Origin of the sequence: Haladaptatus pallidirubidus (assembly GCF_020700235.1) — an archaeon.
In the GTDB taxonomy this organism is placed as follows: domain Archaea; phylum Halobacteriota; class Halobacteria; order Halobacteriales; family Haladaptataceae; genus Haladaptatus; species Haladaptatus pallidirubidus.
Genome location: NZ_CP085302.1, coordinates 176387 through 197059 on the forward strand (window position 1 = coordinate 176387; position 20673 = coordinate 197059).

A 20673-nucleotide genomic window follows, 5' to 3' on the forward strand; every position below is an offset into this window, starting at 1 on the left:
GGTGGTTCACGCTTCGATCTCTTGGCATCTTGTTTGCGCGGCTTTTTACTGGAAATTGTGGGATCAGTAGCCGCCTCGTGGCCTCAATTTTCACAGGAAATTATGGGGGTGTCTTGGTATCAGAAGTCAATAGACTACCGAAATGGCAGTTCCATTAACGTGAGAATTGCCGCTCAGAGGAAATGCAATCTACATTGAAGTTGCCAGTAGGAAGCTTCGCTTCTTAAGGCGAGCGAGGATCTCACTACTGGAAATGATGGGGTGTAAATCCATTAGTGGAACTCGCGCCCACCGGTGGTTATACTGGAAATAGCGGAAACGTCGGTAGAAACAATTATCATACATGGCTGACTTATTTGAGACCAGTATGGCTCCTCGATTCCAACCGGATGATACGCTCTACAAGCGACGGAATACACTAAAAGTAGAGTACGTTCCTGACGAGATCGTTGGGCGAGACAATGAAATTGAAGAGTACGAAGCCGCTCTACAGCCGATCATCAACGGGGAGTATCCCGACAATATCTTCATCTACGGTAAGACAGGCGTCGGAAAGACTGCGGTGACGAACTTTCTACTCAATGAATTGGAAGACTCCGCGGATCACTTTGATGTCGATATCTCAGTCGTCACTGTCAACTGTGACGGTCTCAGTACGAGTTATCAAGCTGCAATCACCCTCGTTAACAAATTCCGAGAACCCGAACATCATATCGCCGAAACCGGCCATCCACAATCCAAGGTTTACCGCCTTCTCTGGAACGAACTTAACAAACACTCAGGAACCGTTCTTATTATCCTTGACGAGATCGACCACATCACAGACGATACGTTCCTCTATCAGATTACTCGCGCCGATAACAACGGCTACATAAACAACATTCAACTCGGTCTTATCGGCATCAGTAATGACTCGACGTTCCGAGAGCATCTCGATGCAAAGGTGCAGTCATCGCTCTGTGAAACAGAGATTTCATTCCCACCGTACGGAACGGAAGAACTCCAAAAGGTGCTCGAGCAGCGAGCCAAAATTGCATTCCATCAAAACGCGCTCGAAGATGGGGTGATTCCACTCTGTGCAGCACTCGGTCGACAGGATGGTGGTGATGCTCGACGGGCAATTATGCTCCTTCGGAAAGCCGGTGATCTCGCTCGAACGGAGAATGCAGAAGCAGTCACGACCAACCACGTCGAACGTGCGCAGGAGAAACTCGAGGCCCAACAGAGCATGGACATCATGCGCGATCTTACCGAACATGAGCAACTCACCTTATACGCACTGATAACGCTCGCCGCCGAGAATGCAACCCCGGCCCGCTCACGTGTTGTGTACCAACGTTACAAGGAACTCTGTGAATTTCAAGGGCGTGATCCTCGCACGGCCCGTCGAATGCGGAGCTTCCTCTCCGATTTCGAGATTCTCAATCTTACTCTTTCCCAGATGGAACACCGTGGCCAAGATGGCGGCACGTATCGCGAACACGAGGTCAATCGCGACATCGCGACAGTCGTGGACGCACTGCAAACGGTTATCAGCGAGTTCGGTGCTCACCGGAGTATCATCGAGTATCTCCCTGATTCCGGTGAGGAATTTCCTGCGATGTAGCAATTTGTTTGAACACAGAACTGGCGAAGACAACTTGCATATCATCAGTCACGTTTTTTGGGCATACAGCTCTCCAACTCGGCGATGGAAAACTGGCATCTGTCGTCCACGACCGTCGATTGTTCGGATGCTGAGATTGATGGTTCATCGCTAAGCACTTCTCGGGAAATCGAGGGCGTCCCAGTCAGTGCAATTACGGATTTTCAAGCGCAAAACCTCGCCCTTCAGGGCAGGGATACGCGCGACAACAGGGCTACAACCGCAATCTACAGGTGGCCTAGCGTCGAACTGTGCGTCAAGCCAATCGCGTAAAGTATCATTTGGAAGACTCGGGGTCGCTTCCCGCTTATACGGACGGTTCCACGCTCATCACCGGCAAAGACGGTAGGGAGTGTGTGGTTGAGGTTTGTCCGCCGTCCTCACAGGACCCTTACCCGTTACTGGAGACGGGTGGCAACTCCCGCGCAAACGAGGGGGCGACAGCATACCAAAAAACACCGCGTTCGCGATTGCACCCCGCCATCTCCGGCGGGTTACGGTCGATGGCACGACCTGTGTCCGCCCACGTTCCAACTGTGGGTGGTCACCCGGTATTCGGACGCCTTCGGTTTGATAGGCGGTATCGGGTGCGGCATAAGCGGATACCGCGCTCCTTTCGGACGCCAAATACGCCTGACCCTCGGTTCAAGGGCCGACGTGTAGCGCACGAACCCAGTACTCCACGCAGGGAGAGGAAGTTGTCTTCGGGGGCAGACGGAACGCCCCGACGCCTCACGAAGGAATCTCGCCCCTTTAGGGCGGAAAGATATCAAAAATGTAATAAATCTGAAGGTGACGATGCCAGCCACACCAACGGAATTGACAACCAGTTCTGCAAGAACAGCGTCGTCTGCCATGGCGCAGGTGATGATGAGTCCTAAAACCTGTTAGACATATCCTGGAGTAGTACAGCAGCGAGAACAGATTCGGCGCGAACGACCCGTCTCGGCACCCTCATGGTACGAGGATGTTCCGGAGTTCGAAATTCTTGCGTACAATGTTGAGGAGATCTTCGCGGAGAAGCTCCGTGCGTTTTCCCAACGAGGCTCTGCTCGAGACCACTACGACTTTTATCAACTTTTGGAAACTGAATCAGTCGATATTGACTTCGACGCAGTCACTCCCGCCTTTGAGGCGAAGTGCGACCACTACGACCTTGTTGTCGATCTCGACATCGGGTTACTGACAAAACAGCGTGAGGATATTCTGCAACAGTAGAAAACCACACTCCCCGACTTGACGGGTGATCCACCACCGTTCGATATTGTCTGGGAGACGTTGGACTTGGTGGTCAGCAATGCATAATCGGATCCAATACGAGGATCCTTGACTAAAAAAATACAGCGAGAGTTCCACGGGTCAGGTAACCCATGGGTAAATCGCGTACCATTCCGCCATAAACCACACGTTCAAGAGTGTATAGCACGTTATTGCAACTGGAAGTCACCGTTAACAACCTCTCAAAACCGACTGCAACAAACTCGGTGAGACTGGTGGTGACGGGCGGTAAGTGAAGCCGCTGACCGTCTCGGTTCGGTGAGGTCGCTGTCAGACGGAAGTGCCGAGACGACCGAACACACCGAATCGGATGTTGTCGCTTCCACGCGACCGAAAGGGAGCGCGAAGGGAATTAAATTCGCCTGCGGCAGTCGGCCCCATTTTGGGACGACTCCCAAGATGGTGAAGCTACAGGAACCCGACCCGCGGTACTTCACCGTTCGTCAGTGCTGTCGATCAATCCTATTCTGAAATCGATTGATATTCGTAAATAGTGTTCTATTTCAGAATTGCTTACTATTTGCCAAATTTATACTTCCCTTGCTATCCTTTTCTATTTACGATCTTCTGATGCTCCGGGCTACCAATTCTATCTATGCTATTCTTGCTATTTTTGCTATTTTTGCTATTCTTGTGTATGTCTGCTGTTGTTACTATTCTCACTATTTCCACGGTGGATAGCAATTCCTATGCTTGGAACTATTCATGCTATTCATACTATTTTGTATATTTATGATATTTATAAATTCAAAAGAAAGTACGCTATTCGTATCGATTTGCCGATTCATTTCCCGTAGATATAAGTCATGAGAGGAATCTATTTCAGAATAGCATGGCTGAATCGAATAGTATGAATAGTACAGATAGGATAAATAGCCCAAATAGCCCGTACGAATCTGTGGATACGAGCGGGACGTCACGAGCCGTCTCAGTCTGTATGCTGAAGGGTGGCGTCGGGAAGTCGACCATCGCGGTGAACCTCGCGCGTCAGCTGGCTGCCCACGATCACGATGTCCTCCTCATTGATCTCGACCCGAATGGACATGCCTCGGTCGGTCTCGGGTTCGATGACCACTACCATGACACGGATGAGAGTATCGGTGAGGTCTTCTTCGACGATGCGGATCCTGCGTCAGTCATCTCCGATACCGACTACGAATTCGATATTCTTCCTTCAAGCGAGAATCTTGAGCAGGTTGAGCGAAAAATCGTCGTGGGCGATATCTTCCAGCCGTCTGCACTGTTGCAGCGCGAGGTCGTCGACCCACTGCTTGGTGACGATTACGACTATATCGTTACTGACTCGCCTGCCTATCGCTCGCGATTGACTGACAACGCACTCGTCGCGACATCCAATCTCGTTCTCCCACTTGCACCCGGCAACGAGGCCATGTCTGGACTAGAACGCACCATCGAGCGTCAGATTTCCCCGCTACGTCGACACATGGATGTCGACGTCCTTGCGCTCGTCCCGAATATGCTGAACAGTCGTATCGATCAGCAAACGCAGGATCGGCAGCTGCTCGAGCGATTGAACTCTCACGCCAGCCTGCAAGACCGCATTCCGAACTTTGCGCGAATCACGGACTGGGAGGCCGTTGACGCGGGCGACAGTAAGCCCACACCCGGTATCCGCGACCGAACTAACATCACGAAAGCATACGGCGAACGGCAACCGCTGTTGGACTACGACCCCGATTGTGACCAATTGACCTGTTTCAACGAACTTGCGCACATCGTCGAGGCTGGCAAGGTGATTCGCAATGAGTGACGATGACCCGTTTGCCGATCTTGGTGAGACGCTGGATGACGCAAACGACCAAGACGATTCTGTGTCATCACAGAAAATGGCCGAGTCGACGACTATCGATTCGACATCCGAGCAAAGCGTGACTCAGGACGAGGGCAACGACGAAGACCGAGATCCAATGGAGGACACTGCCTTTTCCTATGAGGCAGCTAGCCAGCGGCCGTTCTACGCGCGTGATGAAACCATCGAGGATTTTGACGCCTGGTTGAACTACGAACTAGAGCGTGAACTCAGTATCCGCGGCTATCAGAATATCGTTGTTCGTGAGATGACGGACGCGTTGCTACGCACGGTTGTTGAGGAAGACCTGGTTGAGGAAGTAGCCGAACGATTTGAGCAAGCACGAAATGATGCTATTTCAGAATCGGGTCAATAGCCTACTATTTTTAGCGCGAGGATGAGGGTTTCTAATCCGGATTATTGATCTTTATTGTGGTTATGAACGGACGAATAGTGTGACTCTCTTAAATAGCTTGAATAGCTTGAATAGTATGAATAGAATAGATAGCGTTTTCTCAAACCGCCATATACGTCCAGTATACTGAGAGACGTCGAGATGCTGCAGGTCAGCAGGCTTCCGAGCCCGCCCATGCATCCTCCTCGAAATCAGCAGTTGATTAGACACAACCAGAAGAACAATCGCCAGTGACTCCGTGCCCTCGAGTTAGTATCCCATACTAGCGTCAGTGTCGGCTTGAGTCACGCCGATGTATTATCGATTCACCACCAGCAGGTTGCTGTTTAGTGATTCGATAATTAGGTCACGTGAAGCTGTGTGAGTTGGGCAAGTACCGAGTCTGTCCATCTGTCCAGCTTCTGCTGTAGCCACTCCGTGGTTTCTGCGAGAGGTTGAGCAACATGAAGATACTTGACGCCACTACTAGTAACAGTGCGTGGATATCGAGTAACTAAGTCCTGATCATACAGTGGTTGCAGTTGCTTCCCAATTGTACTTTGATCACGGTCGAGACGTTCGGCGATTTCGGCTCTTGTGCTGTGTGGATGATCGAGTACAGTCAGATATACACGGAATGCTGCTTTATGAACTCCACAGACCGTGGCCATCGTCTCCATGAGCTCTAAATCGGATTTTTCATCTGAAACCGCACGGGACGACGATTACCCGTGTCAGGGAGAAGCTTGTCGAGCTTGGTGGCTCGGACGTGACCGAGAAAGAGCGCCTCGTGAGGCAGCCCCGACTGACCTCCGTCGTGAGTGTCCATCATGTGATCAGCGAACCCCCGTGATTGTTGATGAGAGCGATACTGAAGTGATCTTCTATTGTAAGGATTGTGGGACAGAGACGGGCCAGTATACCTGATTCGAGTTTCCGTCCATTGTCGAAATGCCTGTCCCCTGTCTGTAGCGATTTACACGATCCCAAATCGTGGTAGGATACCTTGATCGCCGTTCACTCGAAAGTGTTATAGATGGTTGTCAAGCGCGTCTACAACAACTTCTTCAGAACAAGCATCAGTTGTCTGCGTTATTTCTAAACGCCTTCCGTAGACACTCGACGATACGATCTGCACATTCACCCTTAGGGTCGAGATCCAGGTCGTAAATCGTGACCTCAAGCCCAATGCATGCTGGAGACGATAGCAATCTCGTGAGTAGTTCAGCAATATCATAAAAAGATGGACCGTCCTCCTCCGGACAATCCACAGCGGGCATCTCTCTCGCATCAACGACATCAACGTCTAAGTGAATCCAAAATCCGGTAGTATTCCGTGCTATAGTTCGCAGAACCTGATCTGCGAGTTGTGCTCAGTAGACGGAAAGCACTGGGAAGATCTGGATGTGCCTCAAGAAAAAGTGTATGCAGTCGGTGCGAAACCATCGAGTGGACGACTCTATGCCGGGACGCGACCCGCACACATCTACGTTACCGAATCCATTGAGACGTCCGAAACTACTTCTCCTGAATGGAGTGAACTAGATAAGTTTCAGGAACTGCCATCACGCAATAAGTGGCGGCTCCCTCGGCATGACAACCTCGCTCAAGTTCGGGACATCCATAGAGATCCAACAGATCCCAACCGAATCATTGCTGGTGTTGAAGTTGGCGGCGTCCATGTTAGTAATGACGGCGGAAGAATATGGATCGAACGAACAGACGGCGTTGACGAACATATCCACGAGCTCCATGTGGCCGGTCCGGAAGAATACGTCGCTGCTACGGGACACGGATTATATCGTACAAACGACGCTGGCCGGACGTGGATGCGATTAGATAAGGACGTCCCGCAGTCATATTTCAGAAGTGTGTTCTCAATCGGAGAAGATACGTACGCATCCGGAGCGCTCTCAAATTCGTCGACATGGGATGACGACGATGCTTCTCCTGTGCTATTTGCGTGTCGTGATGGCTCAATTGAACCGATCAGTATCCCTAATCCTGACGAAACCGTCACCGGGATGACCTCCGTTGACGGGAGTCTCCTGGTAGCGACACATCAAGGGAACCTATTCACGAAAAAACCAGGAAGTTGGGATAACGTAGGCAAGTTTTCTGTCCCCGGTTCACTCACTGGCAGGTACACTCCAATTACATCGTACTGTGGTTGAACAGTAGTCCGGTAGGTTGCAACGGTACGCAACTAGGATGGATCCAGACTATACAAATCCACGATTTCACGTGACCGACACTTTCTACTGATTTCGCCCGCGCACCATGCGACCCTCAACAGCACCGAGGGTTCGGATGGCTGGTAAGATTCGAATAAACGGTGTACAAATGCAGAGATGACTGTCGGTCGGGAGCGAACGTTTTTGGAGACAGTAAAGGAGGAATGGCGCCAACCCAAGCATCTCGACGCGAGGTCTTTCGAATGATCGTGGGGAAATCATACCACGACTGGCCAGCCTACGATTCAACAGCATTGTACGATCCCCCACACCGACTCGTCGGTTGCGTGAACCTCCATTGAGCTGGCGTGTAGGTCCGGATGCTCGATGAATAGGTCCATCACCTCGTTAACACCCTTGTCGTACTCGATGGTAAAGACAAATTCGCGCATGATCTCGAATATTCCCGCTCGACGCGTTTAATCTTGTTTGGGAGGGATCCCGTCCCCCGCATCAGTCTCGGGCAGGGCAGTTTCGACTCGTCGTGTGACGTTAGTATGTCGGCTCAGCACTCGTCGTCTCGACGGGAATGCGTGCACCGTTTGGCGGGAAATAGTGGACACCGTCGAGAGGGGGGACGTTCAGCGGAGGCGGCCGAGCAACTTGTAGTCGTGGTCAGGAGTATACCGGCGGAACAGCAGGCTGTTCGACAGCACCGACACGCTCGAGAACGCCATCGCAACGGCGGCGAGCACAGGCTGGAGCAGGCCGAGCGAGGCCAGCGGGATCATCGCCGTATTGTACCCCAGCGCCCATACGAGATTCTGCTTGATCTTCACGAGCGTCGCGTCCGAAATGCGGATTGCCTTCACGACGTCGACCGGATCGTCGCGCATCAGGGTGACGTCGGCGGCTTCGATGGCGACGTCCGTGCCCGAGCCAATGGCCGTGCCGACGTAGGCGACCGCGAGTGCGGGGGCGTCGTTGACGCCGTCGCCGACCATCATCGCTTTTCGACCGCCATCCTGAATAGCTTCCACAGCGTCCGATTTGTCCTCGAGCAGCACCTCCGCGCGAATGTTCTCGGGATCGATCCCGACCTGCTCAGCGACGGCGCGGGCGGTGCGCTCGTTGTCCCCGGTGATCATCATCACGTCGACGCCGCGCTCCTGAAGCTGGCTCACGGCGTCCTTCGCACTCGCCTTGACCGTGTCGGCGTCGGCGACCACGCCCACGAGTTCACCCTCGTAGGCGACCAGCATCGCCGTCTTGCCCTCGTTCTCGAGGCGCTCCATCGTCTCCTGAGCGGGCGCGGGGTCGATCCCGTTGTCACGGAGGAGCTTCCGATTGCCGACCAGCACCTCACTGTCGCCGACAGTCGCTTTGATGCCGTGGCCGGGGACGTTCTCGAAGTCGTCGGGGTCGGCCACGTCGATGTCGCGGGCTTTGGCACCATCGACAATCGCCCGGGCGAGCGGGTGTTCGCTCCCGCTCTCGGCGATCGCCGCGAACCGAAGCACGTCGTCCTCACTAAGCCGCTCAGCAGCAGTTAGTTGACCCCCATCAGTAGCGGAAGTTCCACCGTCTGCGACAGGCTGGCCGTCGCCGTCGAAGACGACGACGTCGGTTAGCTCCATCTCGCCTTTCGTGAGCGTCCCGGTCTTGTCGAAGACGACCGTGTTGACGTCCTTCGCGCGTTCGAGGACATCGCCGCCCTTGAACAGGACGCCATTCTGTGCACCGAGCGTCGTCCCGACCATCGTCGCGGCGGGCGTCGCCAGGCCCAGCGCACAGGGACAAGCGATCAGCACCGACGACGCGAACACGATGATCGCGAACTCGAAGACCGAGACGCCGCTAGCGGCGACGGGGCCACCTGTGACGAGGCCCCACAGCGGGAGCCACTCGACGAAGCCCGCGAGCGTCGCGGGAAAGAGGTACCAGACGACGCCCCAGAGGACGGCGTTCGCGATGACTGCAGGGACGAAGTACGCGGAGATGCGGTCGGCGAGGTTCTGGATGTCGGGCTGGCGGGACTGCGCCTCCTTCACCGTCTGCACGATCTGCTGGAGCGCCGTGTCCTTCCCGACCTTCGTCGCCTCGACGACGAGGACGCCGTTCTCGTTGATGGTCGACCCGACCACTTCGTCGCCCTCAGACTTTTCGACGGGGACGGATTCGCCGGTCACCATCGACTCGTCGACAGCTGACTGGCCGTCGACGACGACGCCGTCGGTGGGTATCTGTTCGCCGGGGCGGACCTTCATCCGGTCACCGATGTTGACGTCTTCGAGTGGAATCTCTTCCTTGTTCCCGTCCTCGTCGACGACGGTCGCGGTGTCGGCCTCTATCTCGAGGAGTTTCCGGAGTGCCTCGCCGGCCTGCCCCTTCGAGCGAGCCTCGAGGTAGTTGCCGAGCGTGATGAACACGAGGATGAACGCCGCCGTGTCGAAGTACAGCCCACCAGCGATTAGCTCAAGCAAGACCGCCACAGAGTAGACATACGCGGTCGTTGAACCCAGCGCGATTAGTACGTCCATGTTGGCGCGGCCGTTCGTGACGAGCGCCTTGTAGGAGTTCTTGTAGAACGGCTTGCCGAGCACCAGCTGCACGGGCGTCGCCAGTGCGAACATGATCCATCTAGACGGAAGGCCGAAGAGTTCGTCCCCTACGAACCCGAGTCCCAGCAGGTGGTCGGCCATGAACACCAGCAGGGGCAGGGACAGGACGGCGCCGAACAGCGTCAGCCGAAGTTGCCGACGGATCTCCTCTTGTCGGGCGGCCTCTCGGGCATCGTCTTCTGAGCCATCGTCGGTCTTAGTATCTCCTTGAGCGGACGAGTAGCCAGCGTCTTCGATGGCGTCGTAGAAGTCCCCTAGATTCGCCTCGGCCGGATTGTACGTGACCTGTGCCTCGTCGGTCGCGAAGTTGACGTTGGCGTTGACGACGCCCGGTGCCCGTTCGAGTGCGTCCTGTATCGTCTCCGAGCAGTTCGCACACGACATATCGGTGATCGCAATCGTGACTGAGTCGGTCACTGGCGTGTAGCCCGTCTCCTCAATCGCGTTGTATATCTCGCCGAGCGAGACCTCCTCGGGGTCGTACGCTGCCGATCCTTCGTCGGTAGCGAAGTTGATGTTCGCCTCTGAGACTCCGTCAAGTGAGCTGACGGCGTCGGAGATAGTTTGCGAACAGTTCGCGCAACTCATCCCCTGAATATTGATTTGGCTTTTTCGCTTACTCATTATCTATACATACGGGTCCCTTATTCAGTGGAGTTTCCCTTTCAGAGATTCAGCTATCGCGAGTCCAAAGTTTCGAATACAAAGTGTGGTGTGCCGTGCTCCACTTAATCAGCACCCTGTTGAAGTTGGTCGTATTTCTCCTCAAATCGGGTCGCACACGACGGGCAACAGAATTGATACAACTCTCCGTCGATATGGGTCGCTGTTCCCTCACTGTCGACCGTGTTCCCGCACTGGGCACAGGTGAGGGCAAACTCCGTTCCGCCCAAGTCGGGTGCCCAATCAGCCCCTGCCAGGAGTGTCACCCCGAAGTCGTCGAACGCTCCTTCGCCGAGGGTATCAGTAAGCCAGCTAGCGATGTCGTTATCCGGAACTCTGGCGTAGATGACCAGGTCGGCTTCGGCCGTGGTGAACACATGCTCGACTGCGCCGTCGTCCAAGAGTTGCTCTTTGATCGACGCAATGCCGGGGCCCGCTGAGGCGATATCGAGTGTAATCAGCACCGGAATTCCTCCCTGGAGTTGCGACCGATCGACATCGAGTGTGAACCGGTTGATGACACCCATCTCCTGTAATCTCTCTACTCGATCCGACACGGCCGGGGCCGAGAGACCGACGACATCGCAGATGTCACTGTACGGCCGACGAGCGTTCGACATCAGTAACTGGAGAATCTCAAGGTCGGTTTCGTCGAGGTTGCGCATGGTGGACCAACGATGGCAGGTAACTAAAGCACCACGCCATGACTCGCTTCGATTCCAAAGTTTGGCTACTTCCTCACCAGCCAATTCAAGGGGAAATCCGCAAAAAAGAGGGGGCCGTACGTATTCCTGTATGACGACGACTATCACCGTAGAGGGAATGACCTGTGGTCACTGTGAACAGACGGTAGAAGAGGCGATTCAAGGTGTGTCCGGCGTGACCGACGTGACCGTCGACCGGGCGGGCGAACAGGCGAGTGTCGATGGTGGCGCGGATTCCACGGCCCTCGTAGAGGCCGTCGAAGACGCCGGGTACACTGCTCATGTCTGAGAATAACACAGAACGTTCCCGGACAAAGGTTCCACTGTTCTCTTCCGAGTTCGCCCTCCCTGACCCTACCGTACAGTTTCAGGGCCCAGACAGACGATTGGGGGATGATAGTAATTACCAACCATTCAGGAAGCCGGCGAATCCACCTCAAGAGAGGGAATGATCATGGATGATCACAAAGATACAAATGAGAATCCCGCAGGAGGGGAAAACCATCAAGACAAAGGCAGTCATCACCAGCATGGACCCGGCGAGCACGATGAAGCGGTCAACGAGTCTGACGAGCAGCGGGTAGAACAGGAGTTATTGGAGGACAAAGCTCAAACTGCTGAGGAGGGTGAGGCAGCTCTACACGAGCAGCATGAGCACGCCGGACACGAGGGCGAAGTGGACACCCACGGTGCTCACGAGGGGCACGGCGAGGACCATGGTGGCATGCACGAGGGCCACGAGCAGATGTTCCGGTGGCGCTTCTTCGTCTCGACACTCCTGTCGATTCCTGTCCTCCTGTACAGCGAAATGCTGCAGGAGTGGCTCGGCTTTTCCGTCCCAGCGTTCCCGGGTAGCGAGTGGATCAACCCCGTCTTCGCCGTCGTCGTCTTCGCATACGGTGGGGTTCCGTTCCTCCAGATGTCGGTGCCAGAGCTGAAAGACCGCTCACCGGGGATGATGACGCTCATCTCGATGGCCATCACCGTCGCGTTCGTCTACAGCCTCGCCAGCGTGTTCTTCCCGACGCAGTCGGCGTTCTTCTGGGAGCTCGTGACGCTGATCGACATCATGCTGCTGGGCCATTGGATCGAGATGCGGTCTGTGCGGAGGGCTTCGAGCGCGGTCGACGAGCTGGCGAAACTGATGCCCGATACCGCTGAGCGGATCACCGACGACGGGGAGACCGAGGAAGTCCCTGTTAGTGAACTCTCCGAGGGGGACCTCGTGCTCGTCCGGCCGGGCGCGAGTGTCCCTGCTGACGGCATCGTTGAGGAGGGTGATTCGGACGTCGAGGAGTCGATGATTACGGGTGAGTCGAAACCAGTCTCGAAAGAACCCGGCGACGAGGTCATCGGCGGGACGATCAACGGCGATGGCAGTCTCCGCGTGCGCGTCGGTGCAACAGGCGAGGAGACGACGATCGCGGGCATCATGCGACTTGTCGAGGAAGCCCAGCAGAGCAAGTCTCAAACTCAAGTGTTGGCCGACCGCGCTGCTGGCTGGCTGTTCTACGTCGCCCTCGCGGCGGCAGTTGTGACAGCAATCGCGTGGACAATCGCGGTATCGTTCAATGCAACGGTTATCGAGCGCGTCGTCACGGTGCTCGTCATCGCGTGCCCGCACGCGCTCGGGCTCGCCATCCCGCTGGTGGTCGCGATTAACACGTCACTCGCCGCTCGTAATGGGATGCTCGTTCGCGACCGCATCGCGATGGAGGAAGCACGGAATCTGGACGCCATCATTTTCGACAAGACGGGGACGCTCACCGAAGGCGAGCACGGCGTCGTCGACATGGCGACCATCGACGGCGTCGCCGAGGACGAGGCGCTCGCGCTGGCGGCGGCCGTCGAGAGCGACTCCGAACACATGATCGCACGAGCCATCCGCGAGGCCGCCGAAGAGCGAAACCTCACCGCTCCTGACGCGACCGACTTCGAGGCGATCAAGGGCAGGGGTGTCCGAGCGAACGTCGACGGAAACGAGGTGTACGTCGGCGGGCCGAACCTGTTGACCCAACTCGATAGGGAGGTCCCCGACCACCTCCAGCGCTTCGCTGACGAAGCCGGCCAGAACGCCCAGACTGTGGTGTATCTCGTTCGCGAAGGAGAGTTGATCGCCGCATTCGCGATGGCCGACGTGATCCGCGAGGAGAGTTTCCGTGTCGTCGACGCCCTGCACGACTTGGGCATCGAAGTAGCGATGCTGACCGGTGACTCCCAGGACGTCGCCAACGCCGTCGCCGACGAACTGGGCATCAACACGGTGTTCGCGGAAGTACTTCCTGGGGACAAGGACAAGAAAGTCCAGGAACTCCAAGACCAAGGCAAGCTCGTGGGGATGGTTGGCGACGGCGTGAACGACGCGCCGGCGCTGACGCGGGCCGACGTCGGAATCGCAATCGGGAGCGGCACCGACGTCGCGGTCCAGTCGGCCGACGTCATTCTCGTCCAGAACAACCCGATGGACGTGGTTCGGCTTGTGAAACTCAGCAAGGCGAGCTACCGGAAGATGCAGGAGAACATCGTCTGGGCGGCCGGGTACAACGTCTTCGCACTCCCACTTGCAGCGGGCGTGTTGGCTCCGATTGGGATTCTGCTGTCGCCGGCCGTCGGCGCACTACTGATGTCGCTAAGTACGGTCATCGTCGCCATCAACGCGCAACTGCTCCGGCGCGTAGATCTGTCCCTCCCGGATCTTCCAGGAGTGACACCACCTACTGACGTTCAAACTGCAGACTGAAACTCTCCCGAATCGCTTCGGGAGGGCTTCTTTCGGTTGAGTCCGGTTGGTGGACAGGAATCGGCGAGTCTGTGTGATTTGGATGGATATCGCTATGCAGTCATCGATTCTACAGTTTCCAGATACTGACTTTCCCACTCCATTCGAGTCGGAGTCGCTGGCAATGGATCTCGTCGCGCTCGCGCTGGCCCTCAGAACGATGTTCGGCCCCGGCCGCTACATCAAGGAGAAGGCTTACCAGAGCCTCCGTCGGGACATTCTCAACCAGCACGTCCTGCTAGAGGCGGGTGCATTCGCCGGGTTGCTCGGCCTGTCCGTCTTCCCAGGGTTCCCGACCGTCCACTTCTTCGCGGTTTCCGTGTTCATCACCACCTACCACATTCTCTCGGAGTACACCAGCCTCATCGTCCGTACGCTGGCGTCGCAGACCGTCCAAAGCCTCCTCGACTTCCAACTCGTTTAAGAGATCGTCTGGGACAGTTCTTGCCCATGGATTCAGTCGAAACCACGCATTACAGCCATGTTAAACCCGCTGCAGTCTCAACTTCTAAATCCATACAGAAGTTGAGACTGGCGCTCCAAATGCATCAGAATTCTCCTCAAAATCAGGTCGGATCGTGATCGGAAGACCAGCAACGGTCAAAGCGAGAAAAATCACTCCCAGCTCGTCGTTCGCTTTGAGAGCTCCATCTTGAAAGCGAGTAAAAGTGACTGGCTACTTGCTGAATCTGACTTCACACTCGATTCAACCGAAGAAAGCGAGAGACATCTATATTCGGACTCAATTTGAAAATTCAGAGGATGGCCAATCTCTATTCACACGAAGAACCGTACGATCAGGGGATGTTAGATGTGGGCGCCGAAAATCAAATACATTGGGAAACCTATGGAAATCCAGATGGAAAGCCCGCTCTTGTCGTTCATGGAGGCCCCGGAGCAGGATGTAATCCTCGCTCTTGTCAGTATTTCGATCCAGACCGTTACAAGATAGTTCTTTTTGACCAGCGGGGATGTGGACAAAGCAAACCCCCTGCGAGCGACCCAGCTACGGATATGTGCTATAATACGACTAAATATTTACTCGCGGACATGGAACAACTTCGCCAACATTTGGATATTGATCGTTGGTTGCTTTTCGGAGGATCCTGGGGTTCCACGTTACTCTTAGCGTACGCTGAACAATATTCAGATCGTGTTTCTGAGATTGTTATCTCACCAGTCACTACTACCCGACAATCTGAGATCGATTGGCTTTATGATGGGTTGTCGCGCTTCCTACCGAAAGCGTGGGAGCAGTTCCGAGCAGGCGTTCCTGACAATAACAGCGACAACGACATCGTCGCCGCCTATGCACGTCTCATGGAGAATTCTGACTCGAAAGTGCGGATACAAGCCGCAAATAGATGGTGTGCATGGGAAGATGCAGTCGTTTCTCATGAGACGGATGAGGATGAACAACCCTTCAGCAGTGGCTCACTGAACTGGAGATTATCTTTCGTTCGTATCGCTTCGCATTATTTTTCGCATGGGGCTTGGCTCGATGAAAATCAATTATTACGCGATGCCAACCAGTTGATCGGTATCCCCGGCGTTCTGGTTCATGGTCGACTTGACCTTGCCGGACCGCTCAAAACTGCGTGGGAACTTGATCGTGTATGGTCCGATGCAGAATTAATTATTGTTGACAATTCTGGACACACTGGCGGCGAGAGTATGAGGATGCATGTACGCGAGGCGCTTGATTCATTCGCCGACTGATAGCTTATCTGGTGTGTAATAGATTACTATCGAAATAACGTAATGAAGGCAATCGACGTCCGGTTGCTACACAGGACTATTTCGACGCGGTGAATGCCAGTGGGTGTGCGCCAGTTCTGGCTTGAAGATGCATGCATTAGATGAGACCGTGAATCTCAATGCATACGATCGTGGTAGATGAGCCCTTGTTCGCTGGAGCCAGCTGTGGTTTGAATCGACTTCGCGAATCACGGATGCCTCATTTCTCCTTTCAAAATATATAACATCTATGTTCACGAAGCAAATTCATGGGAACTGGTAGAGTTACGCAGCTCCACATTGCTCCCGATAGTGGTGAGCCGATGCAAGCACGAGAAACCGTCGACGCAGTCGCCGAACGCGGACTCCGTGGCGACCGGTATTTCGAGGGGCGTGGTTTGTGGAACTTTCTCGACGAGGATCCGAACCGAGAAGTACAGGAAGCGAGCGATATCACCTTCATCGAAGCCGAAGCGCTGGCAGCAGTCGAACAGGATGCCGGAATTGAGCTCTCGATGGGCGCACACCGTCGAAACGTGACGACACAAAATGTCCCGCTCAACCACCTCGTGGGCCAAACATTCACGGTCGGTGACGCCATCTGCGAGGGAATCCAGCTGTGTGAACCATGTGGGTATATGCAGTCGCTCGTCGGAGAGGAGGGACTCTCGAATGCGCTCGTCCACCGTGGTGGGCTTGATGCGACTGTCGTCGAGTCTGGTCCGATCGCCATCGATGACGAGGTCCGGTGGTAACCATGGTTGTCATCGAGTTGGAGGAATCTATTTTCGTTGAAATGACGACGGGGGATTCTAAGCCGTGCAACTATACCATTATGCACGATGGAGAACAGGTCGCCCAGTACGAAACCAGCGCGGATCCGCGAACGGCGGGCGGTCGTGTTGGGCTTCGAAACATCGTCTGCAGGCATGTGTCCGATGTCGATAAAAACGCGATTGACGAGCGGCTATCAATTGAAATATCACAAAATGCTGAGGCTCTGTCGAACGAATTCGGGTCGAGATAATTCCCGTCCTCTTCGCGGTAGTGTTTGCAAGGCGTACTTTTTGCCCTCTTCTGATTCTATCCGTTGTTTGAGGGATAACGCTCCTCGAATAGTACTCAAGAGATTAGCACGAGCTCAGTACACCGTTTTTTCGGTAAGCCACCCTCTTCTTGGTACGCAACTTCATGCGCGTCGAATCTCGGTGGGCAAGTGACGGAGATGAATGAATCATTCCCTCTAGATCGGGTGTCTGACTGCGGATGAATAGTGTATTTTGGAACCCTCAAAAAGTATTTCGGGCGAATAGTCTCGACACGATTGTCACGGTGTGAGGTTTTCCGAACAATCGCGATGACATCGTACCGTGAGTGGCCAGCCTACGATTTGACACCATTGTATGACCGAAGTTCGCTTGGTGCTCTCGAAGAGGACGTTCGAACCGTCGCGAAGGTCTGGTTTGAGCACGACGCTCACAAGTCAGTCGAGCGCTTCGTGTCTGATCTTCCATTGGCGTACGTCGAGTTCCGGCCCCATGATCGGTATACTGGATCCACACGGTACAACATGGTATTACTGATGCGGCTATTTCTCCTCAAAGAACTCCATGGCTGGAATCACGAGACAGCACTCGTCGAGTATCTCCAGCAGCGACCATCGCTGTGCCATCGTCTCAATGTTGAATCGATACCCGACCAATCGACGTTGTGGCGAAGCTGGAAGTATCGATTTACCACGGACCTCAAAGACATGATGAAGACAGCCGCGAAGACGATCCTAATTAAGGCCGATCGAGCGGGCATAACAATTCCGCGAGAGCCACCGGACACCCAGACACGTCACGAATCAGACAAAGAACCAACACTTGATGGACGCACAGTTTTCGATCAAGTTCAGAAGATCACGGAGCACATCGGCCAAATCGTCTATCCGGGCTTTTCGTTGGATCGAGGCGAAGGCTGTGAGATTCACGAGCACGCGTTCTGGGACCTCCAGACCTATCTCAGTCTTCGAGAAAATCTGGCAGCGAATGAAGGCGCACGTAGCTTCGCTACGAGTCACAGCGTGACCGGACACCGCTGGGACACGCTCACCGCGAACATCTTCACAATCTCTCGATTGAGCGAATTCGTGAGATGTATCACCAGTCCCTCGACCGACTCTTAGAACGCGTGGCCGATACGAAGGAATTTCATCGAGCGGGAATCGTTGCGATCGATATCACTGAGGCCAATCCGTTTACTGGGGATCGCTCTGGCTACGAGAATGAGATCATCGGCACGAAGGAAGCAAGCGACGAGTACGCCTATCAGTGGGCAACAGTCCAGTTGGTCGGCAACGCGGTTCCACTGGTATTGGATGCACGACCAGTACGAAAAGGAGAGAACCGTTTGGAGATCGTTGAGGATCTGCTAGATTCCGCTGAGGAACTCGTCTTCGTCGATAACGTGCTGATGGACCGCGAGTTCGACAGCCAGCACGTTCTCGACGCGATCAGCAAGCGCGGGCTCACCTACGTCGTCCCAAAGCGGATGCAGACAAGCGATAAAGCGCAAGCGAAACGGCTCTGCCAGCGGGATCAAAACCGGTATGTAACCGACCGGAACCTCCATCTCGGGAGCAACGAGTGGCACAATACAACATTGATCTATCGCCGGAAAGAGGATGCCGAGTACACTGATCACCGCCAGTACTCGGTGTTCATGTCGAACGGAGGAGAGATATCTCAGCGAGTACGCGTATCGCTGGGAGATCGAACGTGGCTATCGGAGTATCAAGCGGTTCATGGCCGCAACAACGTCGAAGAACTTCGTCTTACGGTTTTTCTACTTCGTGTTTGCCTGTCTGTTGTACTCGATTTGGCGAGCGGTCGATTTGCTTGTGCAAGTCGCGTTAACCGGCGGGTACGAGCATTCGCCGGTGATAACGGCCGACAATACGCTCACGCTACTGAAGAAGGCGACGGGAATCGGGTAGAAAGTTACTCAGTCAGGCCGCACATTGCTTTTCCGAGTGGCGACACTGGTAGTAGTTTCGAGAAATTATTGAAATAGTTACTAACACAACAAGAATGGGTATTTGCGAGGCGATCTGAGGCAGTTTCTACGTACTGATTCGTCCAAAACCACGAATCACAGGCCTGCTAAGCACACTGTAGTCTCATCTATCCGACGTTTGTTCATTTGATGTAGCGGCATACGATCCATGAATCTGTGAATGGCTACTGCCGTACGTTAGAGGCCTTATACCCTTGATTTACATGGGAAGTGGTGGTGTCTGGATCACTGCTCCATAAAATTTAATAAGAAGTGAAATCGGCCAGGTCACCGCCTTCGGAAAAGCGTAAAACTTTGCTTGACACAGCAAAATGGGTTTCGGAGCCGATCTCACCTGCTCGAAGTGTTGGGCTTATCTGTGTGAAGCCTCCTATGGTTAGTATTCTATACTAATATCGAATCCAATTCGATTTGAGGTTGGCTAGGTCAATTTATCATGTATAGGTAAGTAAGAAATTTGTCTTTTGAAGTAGGATCCCCTCGGTTGCGCATGAAAACCCATCTTCCTGACTTCAGAGGGAATGGTGCTTGCTTTACAGAAGTATCGAACGGATAATTTTTGCTTCTGCCCGCCGAAGGTGATCCCCAATCGTTCCCCTTGAAAGTCCAAGTTCGGCGGCTAAGTCGCGTTGTGTTGCACGACGAGGGATATCATAGTAACCTGCGGTGAGTGCCGTTCGGAGGATTTCTTTCTGCCGATCGGTAAGTTGCCCCGCTGGGTCGCCCATGCGTGGTTGATACTCTCCTGCACGTTCGAGAGTCACGCCTACCTCCTCAGGAAAGCCAGCGATCAGTTGCCGGAGGGCTACATCCTCACCGAAGAGTGTGACTTCCAGCCCATCACTAGTCTCCTTCATTGGCCAGTCGATGCTGATGGCTTCGGTATTGATCCGTTCGAGAATGGTTGTTTCAGCTTCATCAGGCTCGTAGTGCATATATGCTAGCCACGTTTCACCACCTGTCACAGTGCAAGACTTGATCTCCGGGATCTCGTCTTCTATCGTTGCGAGACGATCAGCATCGCCTCTGAACCGTGCGACCCCAACGACGGTCCCATCGTCGAGAAGATTAAGATAGTGTATCGCTTCCTGTGTCGCGACGAGCGTGCCATCGATCCAGATCTCTCTCGGATCGTTGACGCCTCTCTGCATCTGTTGGTCGTTCTCCGACCGAATATATTCTTCTAAGACTATGACGACGGTTATGTATCTCATTTCTGCCATTGGTCATTTAATTGATCGGATTGGTCGGGTTGCCTCGAATCGTGTCTCAGGATGAAGCGCTCTTACCGCCATGATACATTGTAATAGTTCGGCTATTTATAAAGAGTGCGTGCATGCTCGGCGTTAAACCCGAGAATAACCGACCCCTTTCTCTCTCTGATGGAGACTCAAAATATCCGTACGTGGAATACGAAAACGGTTGTAATGACACTCCTCGGCGTCATCGTGACGCTTCTCGGAATGTTATGGTTGGTTCAAGGCCTCGGAATCATCCAGATAGACCCCATTTTGTGCGCCGGAGACTGTGAACCGATTACTGGAAGATCAGTAGAATGGACGGTCATCGGTGCAATAACATTGTTAGTGGGAAGCGTCCTTGTTCGGGCAGGGCTGAGAGGCGTAAATCGATGACGGTCCTCGAAGTGCTGACGAGGATAGTGAGTAATCAACCGGCAGAAGAATCCAAATCGCAAAGATCATCCTGACGGTACCGGAATCACCCAGATCGAACAAGTAGAAACTACTGGTGAGGCGATCAACTGATCAGTTCTCCCTGACTACAGTTTTTGGAAATATCGTCTAACC

Annotated in this window: 16 protein-coding genes and 4 pseudogenes; 13 read left to right on the forward strand and 7 right to left on the reverse strand. The window is 54.2% G+C overall.

Annotated elements, in window-relative coordinates; genetic code table 11:
* Positions 1–367 precede the first annotated feature (367 nt).
* The 6 genes from LIX15_RS21695 to LIX15_RS21720 all read left to right on the forward strand — a co-directional run bounded on the left by LIX15_RS21695 (position 368) and on the right by LIX15_RS21720 (position 5109).
* The gene (locus tag LIX15_RS21695; RefSeq protein WP_227777435.1) at positions 368–1606 is read left to right on the forward strand and encodes an orc1/cdc6 family replication initiation protein; all 1239 of its coding nucleotides are present in this window, start codon (positions 368–370) and stop codon (positions 1604–1606) included.
* An 84-nt stretch (positions 1607–1690) separates the two neighbouring features.
* Positions 1691–1918: a hypothetical protein gene (locus LIX15_RS21700; protein ID WP_227777436.1), complete on the forward strand. Its 228-nt coding sequence runs from the start codon at positions 1691–1693 to the stop codon at positions 1916–1918.
* A gap of 651 nt (positions 1919–2569) precedes the next feature.
* On the forward strand, positions 2570–2863 hold the full coding sequence (locus tag LIX15_RS21705) for a nucleotidyl transferase AbiEii/AbiGii toxin family protein (protein WP_227777522.1): 294 nt from the start codon (positions 2570–2572) through the stop codon (positions 2861–2863).
* A gap of 318 nt (positions 2864–3181) precedes the next feature.
* The gene (locus tag LIX15_RS21710; protein WP_227777437.1) at positions 3182–3394 is read left to right on the forward strand and encodes a hypothetical protein; all 213 of its coding nucleotides are present in this window, start codon (positions 3182–3184) and stop codon (positions 3392–3394) included.
* 361 nt (positions 3395–3755) lie between these two features.
* The gene (locus tag LIX15_RS21715) at positions 3756–4694 is read left to right on the forward strand and encodes a ParA family protein (RefSeq protein ID WP_227777438.1); all 939 of its coding nucleotides are present in this window, start codon (positions 3756–3758) and stop codon (positions 4692–4694) included.
* The gene (locus LIX15_RS21720; protein ID WP_227777439.1) at positions 4687–5109 is read left to right on the forward strand and encodes a DUF7970 domain-containing protein; all 423 of its coding nucleotides are present in this window, start codon (positions 4687–4689) and stop codon (positions 5107–5109) included. The genes LIX15_RS21715 and LIX15_RS21720 overlap by 8 nt, the downstream gene beginning before the upstream one ends.
* A 380-nt stretch (positions 5110–5489) precedes the next feature.
* On the opposite strand, the gene LIX15_RS21725 is transcribed toward LIX15_RS21720, so the two are convergent.
* The 6 genes and pseudogenes from LIX15_RS21725 to LIX15_RS21750 form a co-directional block, all read right to left on the reverse strand.
* The gene (locus tag LIX15_RS21725) at positions 5490–5807 is read right to left on the reverse strand and encodes a helix-turn-helix domain-containing protein (protein ID WP_345412676.1); all 318 of its coding nucleotides are present in this window, start codon (positions 5805–5807) and stop codon (positions 5490–5492) included.
* Positions 5808–6206: 399 nt separating this feature from the next.
* Positions 6207–6485, reverse strand: a pseudogene (locus tag LIX15_RS33340) (arginase family protein); the annotation flags it as partial.
* A 207-nt stretch (positions 6486–6692) separates the two neighbouring features.
* Positions 6693–6881, reverse strand: coding sequence for a hypothetical protein (locus LIX15_RS21735; RefSeq protein ID WP_227777440.1), 189 nt, complete (start codon positions 6879–6881; stop codon positions 6693–6695).
* Positions 6882–7627: 746 nt separating this feature from the next.
* Positions 7628–7753 (reverse strand): annotated as a pseudogene (locus LIX15_RS21740) (helix-turn-helix domain-containing protein); the annotation flags it as partial.
* Positions 7754–7942: 189 nt separating this feature from the next.
* Entirely contained in the window at positions 7943–10546 is a 2604-nt protein-coding gene (locus LIX15_RS21745) for a heavy metal translocating P-type ATPase (protein ID WP_227777441.1), read from the reverse strand.
* Between the two features lie 104 nt (positions 10547–10650).
* Positions 10651–11250 (reverse strand): winged helix-turn-helix transcriptional regulator, encoded by a 600-nt coding sequence (locus LIX15_RS21750; RefSeq protein ID WP_227777442.1) that lies wholly within the window; start codon positions 11248–11250, stop codon positions 10651–10653.
* A 130-nt stretch (positions 11251–11380) separates the two neighbouring features.
* Here LIX15_RS21750 and LIX15_RS21755 point away from each other — a divergent pair, with 130 nt between their 5' ends.
* The 7 genes and pseudogenes from LIX15_RS21755 to LIX15_RS21785 all read left to right on the forward strand — a co-directional run bounded on the left by LIX15_RS21755 (position 11381) and on the right by LIX15_RS21785 (position 18785).
* Positions 11381–11578 (forward strand): heavy-metal-associated domain-containing protein, encoded by a 198-nt coding sequence (locus tag LIX15_RS21755; protein WP_227777443.1) that lies wholly within the window; start codon positions 11381–11383, stop codon positions 11576–11578.
* A gap of 165 nt (positions 11579–11743) precedes the next feature.
* The gene (locus LIX15_RS21760) at positions 11744–14029 is read left to right on the forward strand and encodes a heavy metal translocating P-type ATPase (RefSeq protein ID WP_227777444.1); all 2286 of its coding nucleotides are present in this window, start codon (positions 11744–11746) and stop codon (positions 14027–14029) included.
* Between the two features lie 142 nt (positions 14030–14171).
* Positions 14172–14483: pseudogene (locus tag LIX15_RS21765) on the forward strand (heavy metal translocating P-type ATPase); the annotation flags it as partial.
* 347 nt (positions 14484–14830) lie between these two features.
* Positions 14831–15787, forward strand: a complete 957-nt coding sequence (gene pip / locus LIX15_RS21770) for a prolyl aminopeptidase (RefSeq protein ID WP_227777445.1) — start codon at positions 14831–14833, stop codon at positions 15785–15787.
* A 341-nt stretch (positions 15788–16128) separates the two neighbouring features.
* On the forward strand, positions 16129–16560 hold the full coding sequence (locus LIX15_RS21775; RefSeq protein ID WP_227777525.1) for an MOSC domain-containing protein: 432 nt from the start codon (positions 16129–16131) through the stop codon (positions 16558–16560).
* Between the two features lie 2 nt (positions 16561–16562).
* Positions 16563–16832 carry a hypothetical protein gene (locus LIX15_RS21780; RefSeq protein WP_227777446.1) on the forward strand — a complete coding sequence of 90 codons (270 nt, stop codon included), beginning with the start codon at positions 16563–16565 and terminating at the stop codon, positions 16830–16832.
* Positions 16833–17114: 282 nt separating this feature from the next.
* Positions 17115–18785 (forward strand): annotated as a pseudogene (locus tag LIX15_RS21785) (transposase).
* A 613-nt stretch (positions 18786–19398) separates the two neighbouring features.
* Here the strand turns inward: LIX15_RS21785 and LIX15_RS21790 are convergent.
* Complete coding sequence (locus tag LIX15_RS21790; protein ID WP_227777447.1) at positions 19399–20088, reverse strand: helix-turn-helix domain-containing protein; 690 nt, start codon at positions 20086–20088, stop codon at positions 19399–19401.
* Positions 20089–20673 lie beyond the last annotated feature (585 nt).

What these genes read in the sequence shown, in the direction of transcription:
- LIX15_RS21695 (WP_227777435.1), top strand. Translation starts at nt 368, where the DNA reads ATGGCTCCTCGATTCCAACCGGATGATACGCTCTACAAGCGACGGAAT.
- LIX15_RS21700 (WP_227777436.1), top strand. Translation starts at nt 1,691, where the DNA reads ATGGAAAACTGGCATCTGTCGTCCACGACCGTCGATTGTTCGGATGCT.
- LIX15_RS21715 (WP_227777438.1), top strand. Translation starts at nt 3,756, where the DNA reads ATGGCTGAATCGAATAGTATGAATAGTACAGATAGGATAAATAGCCCA.
- LIX15_RS21720 (WP_227777439.1), top strand. Translation starts at nt 4,687, where the DNA reads ATGAGTGACGATGACCCGTTTGCCGATCTTGGTGAGACGCTGGATGAC.
- LIX15_RS21725 (WP_345412676.1), bottom strand. Translation starts at nt 5,807, where the DNA reads ATGGAGACGATGGCCACGGTCTGTGGAGTTCATAAAGCAGCATTCCGT.
- LIX15_RS21735 (WP_227777440.1), bottom strand. Translation starts at nt 6,881, where the DNA reads ATGGAGCTCGTGGATATGTTCGTCAACGCCGTCTGTTCGTTCGATCCA.
- LIX15_RS21745 (WP_227777441.1), bottom strand. Translation starts at nt 10,546, where the DNA reads ATGAGTAAGCGAAAAAGCCAAATCAATATTCAGGGGATGAGTTGCGCG.
- LIX15_RS21750 (WP_227777442.1), bottom strand. Translation starts at nt 11,250, where the DNA reads ATGCGCAACCTCGACGAAACCGACCTTGAGATTCTCCAGTTACTGATG.
- LIX15_RS21755 (WP_227777443.1), top strand. Translation starts at nt 11,381, where the DNA reads ATGACGACGACTATCACCGTAGAGGGAATGACCTGTGGTCACTGTGAA.
- LIX15_RS21760 (WP_227777444.1), top strand. Translation starts at nt 11,744, where the DNA reads ATGGATGATCACAAAGATACAAATGAGAATCCCGCAGGAGGGGAAAAC.
- pip (WP_227777445.1), top strand. Translation starts at nt 14,831, where the DNA reads ATGGCCAATCTCTATTCACACGAAGAACCGTACGATCAGGGGATGTTA.
- LIX15_RS21775 (WP_227777525.1), top strand. Translation starts at nt 16,129, where the DNA reads ATGCAAGCACGAGAAACCGTCGACGCAGTCGCCGAACGCGGACTCCGT.
- LIX15_RS21780 (WP_227777446.1), top strand. Translation starts at nt 16,563, where the DNA reads ATGGTTGTCATCGAGTTGGAGGAATCTATTTTCGTTGAAATGACGACG.
- LIX15_RS21790 (WP_227777447.1), bottom strand. Translation starts at nt 20,088, where the DNA reads ATGGCAGAAATGAGATACATAACCGTCGTCATAGTCTTAGAAGAATAT.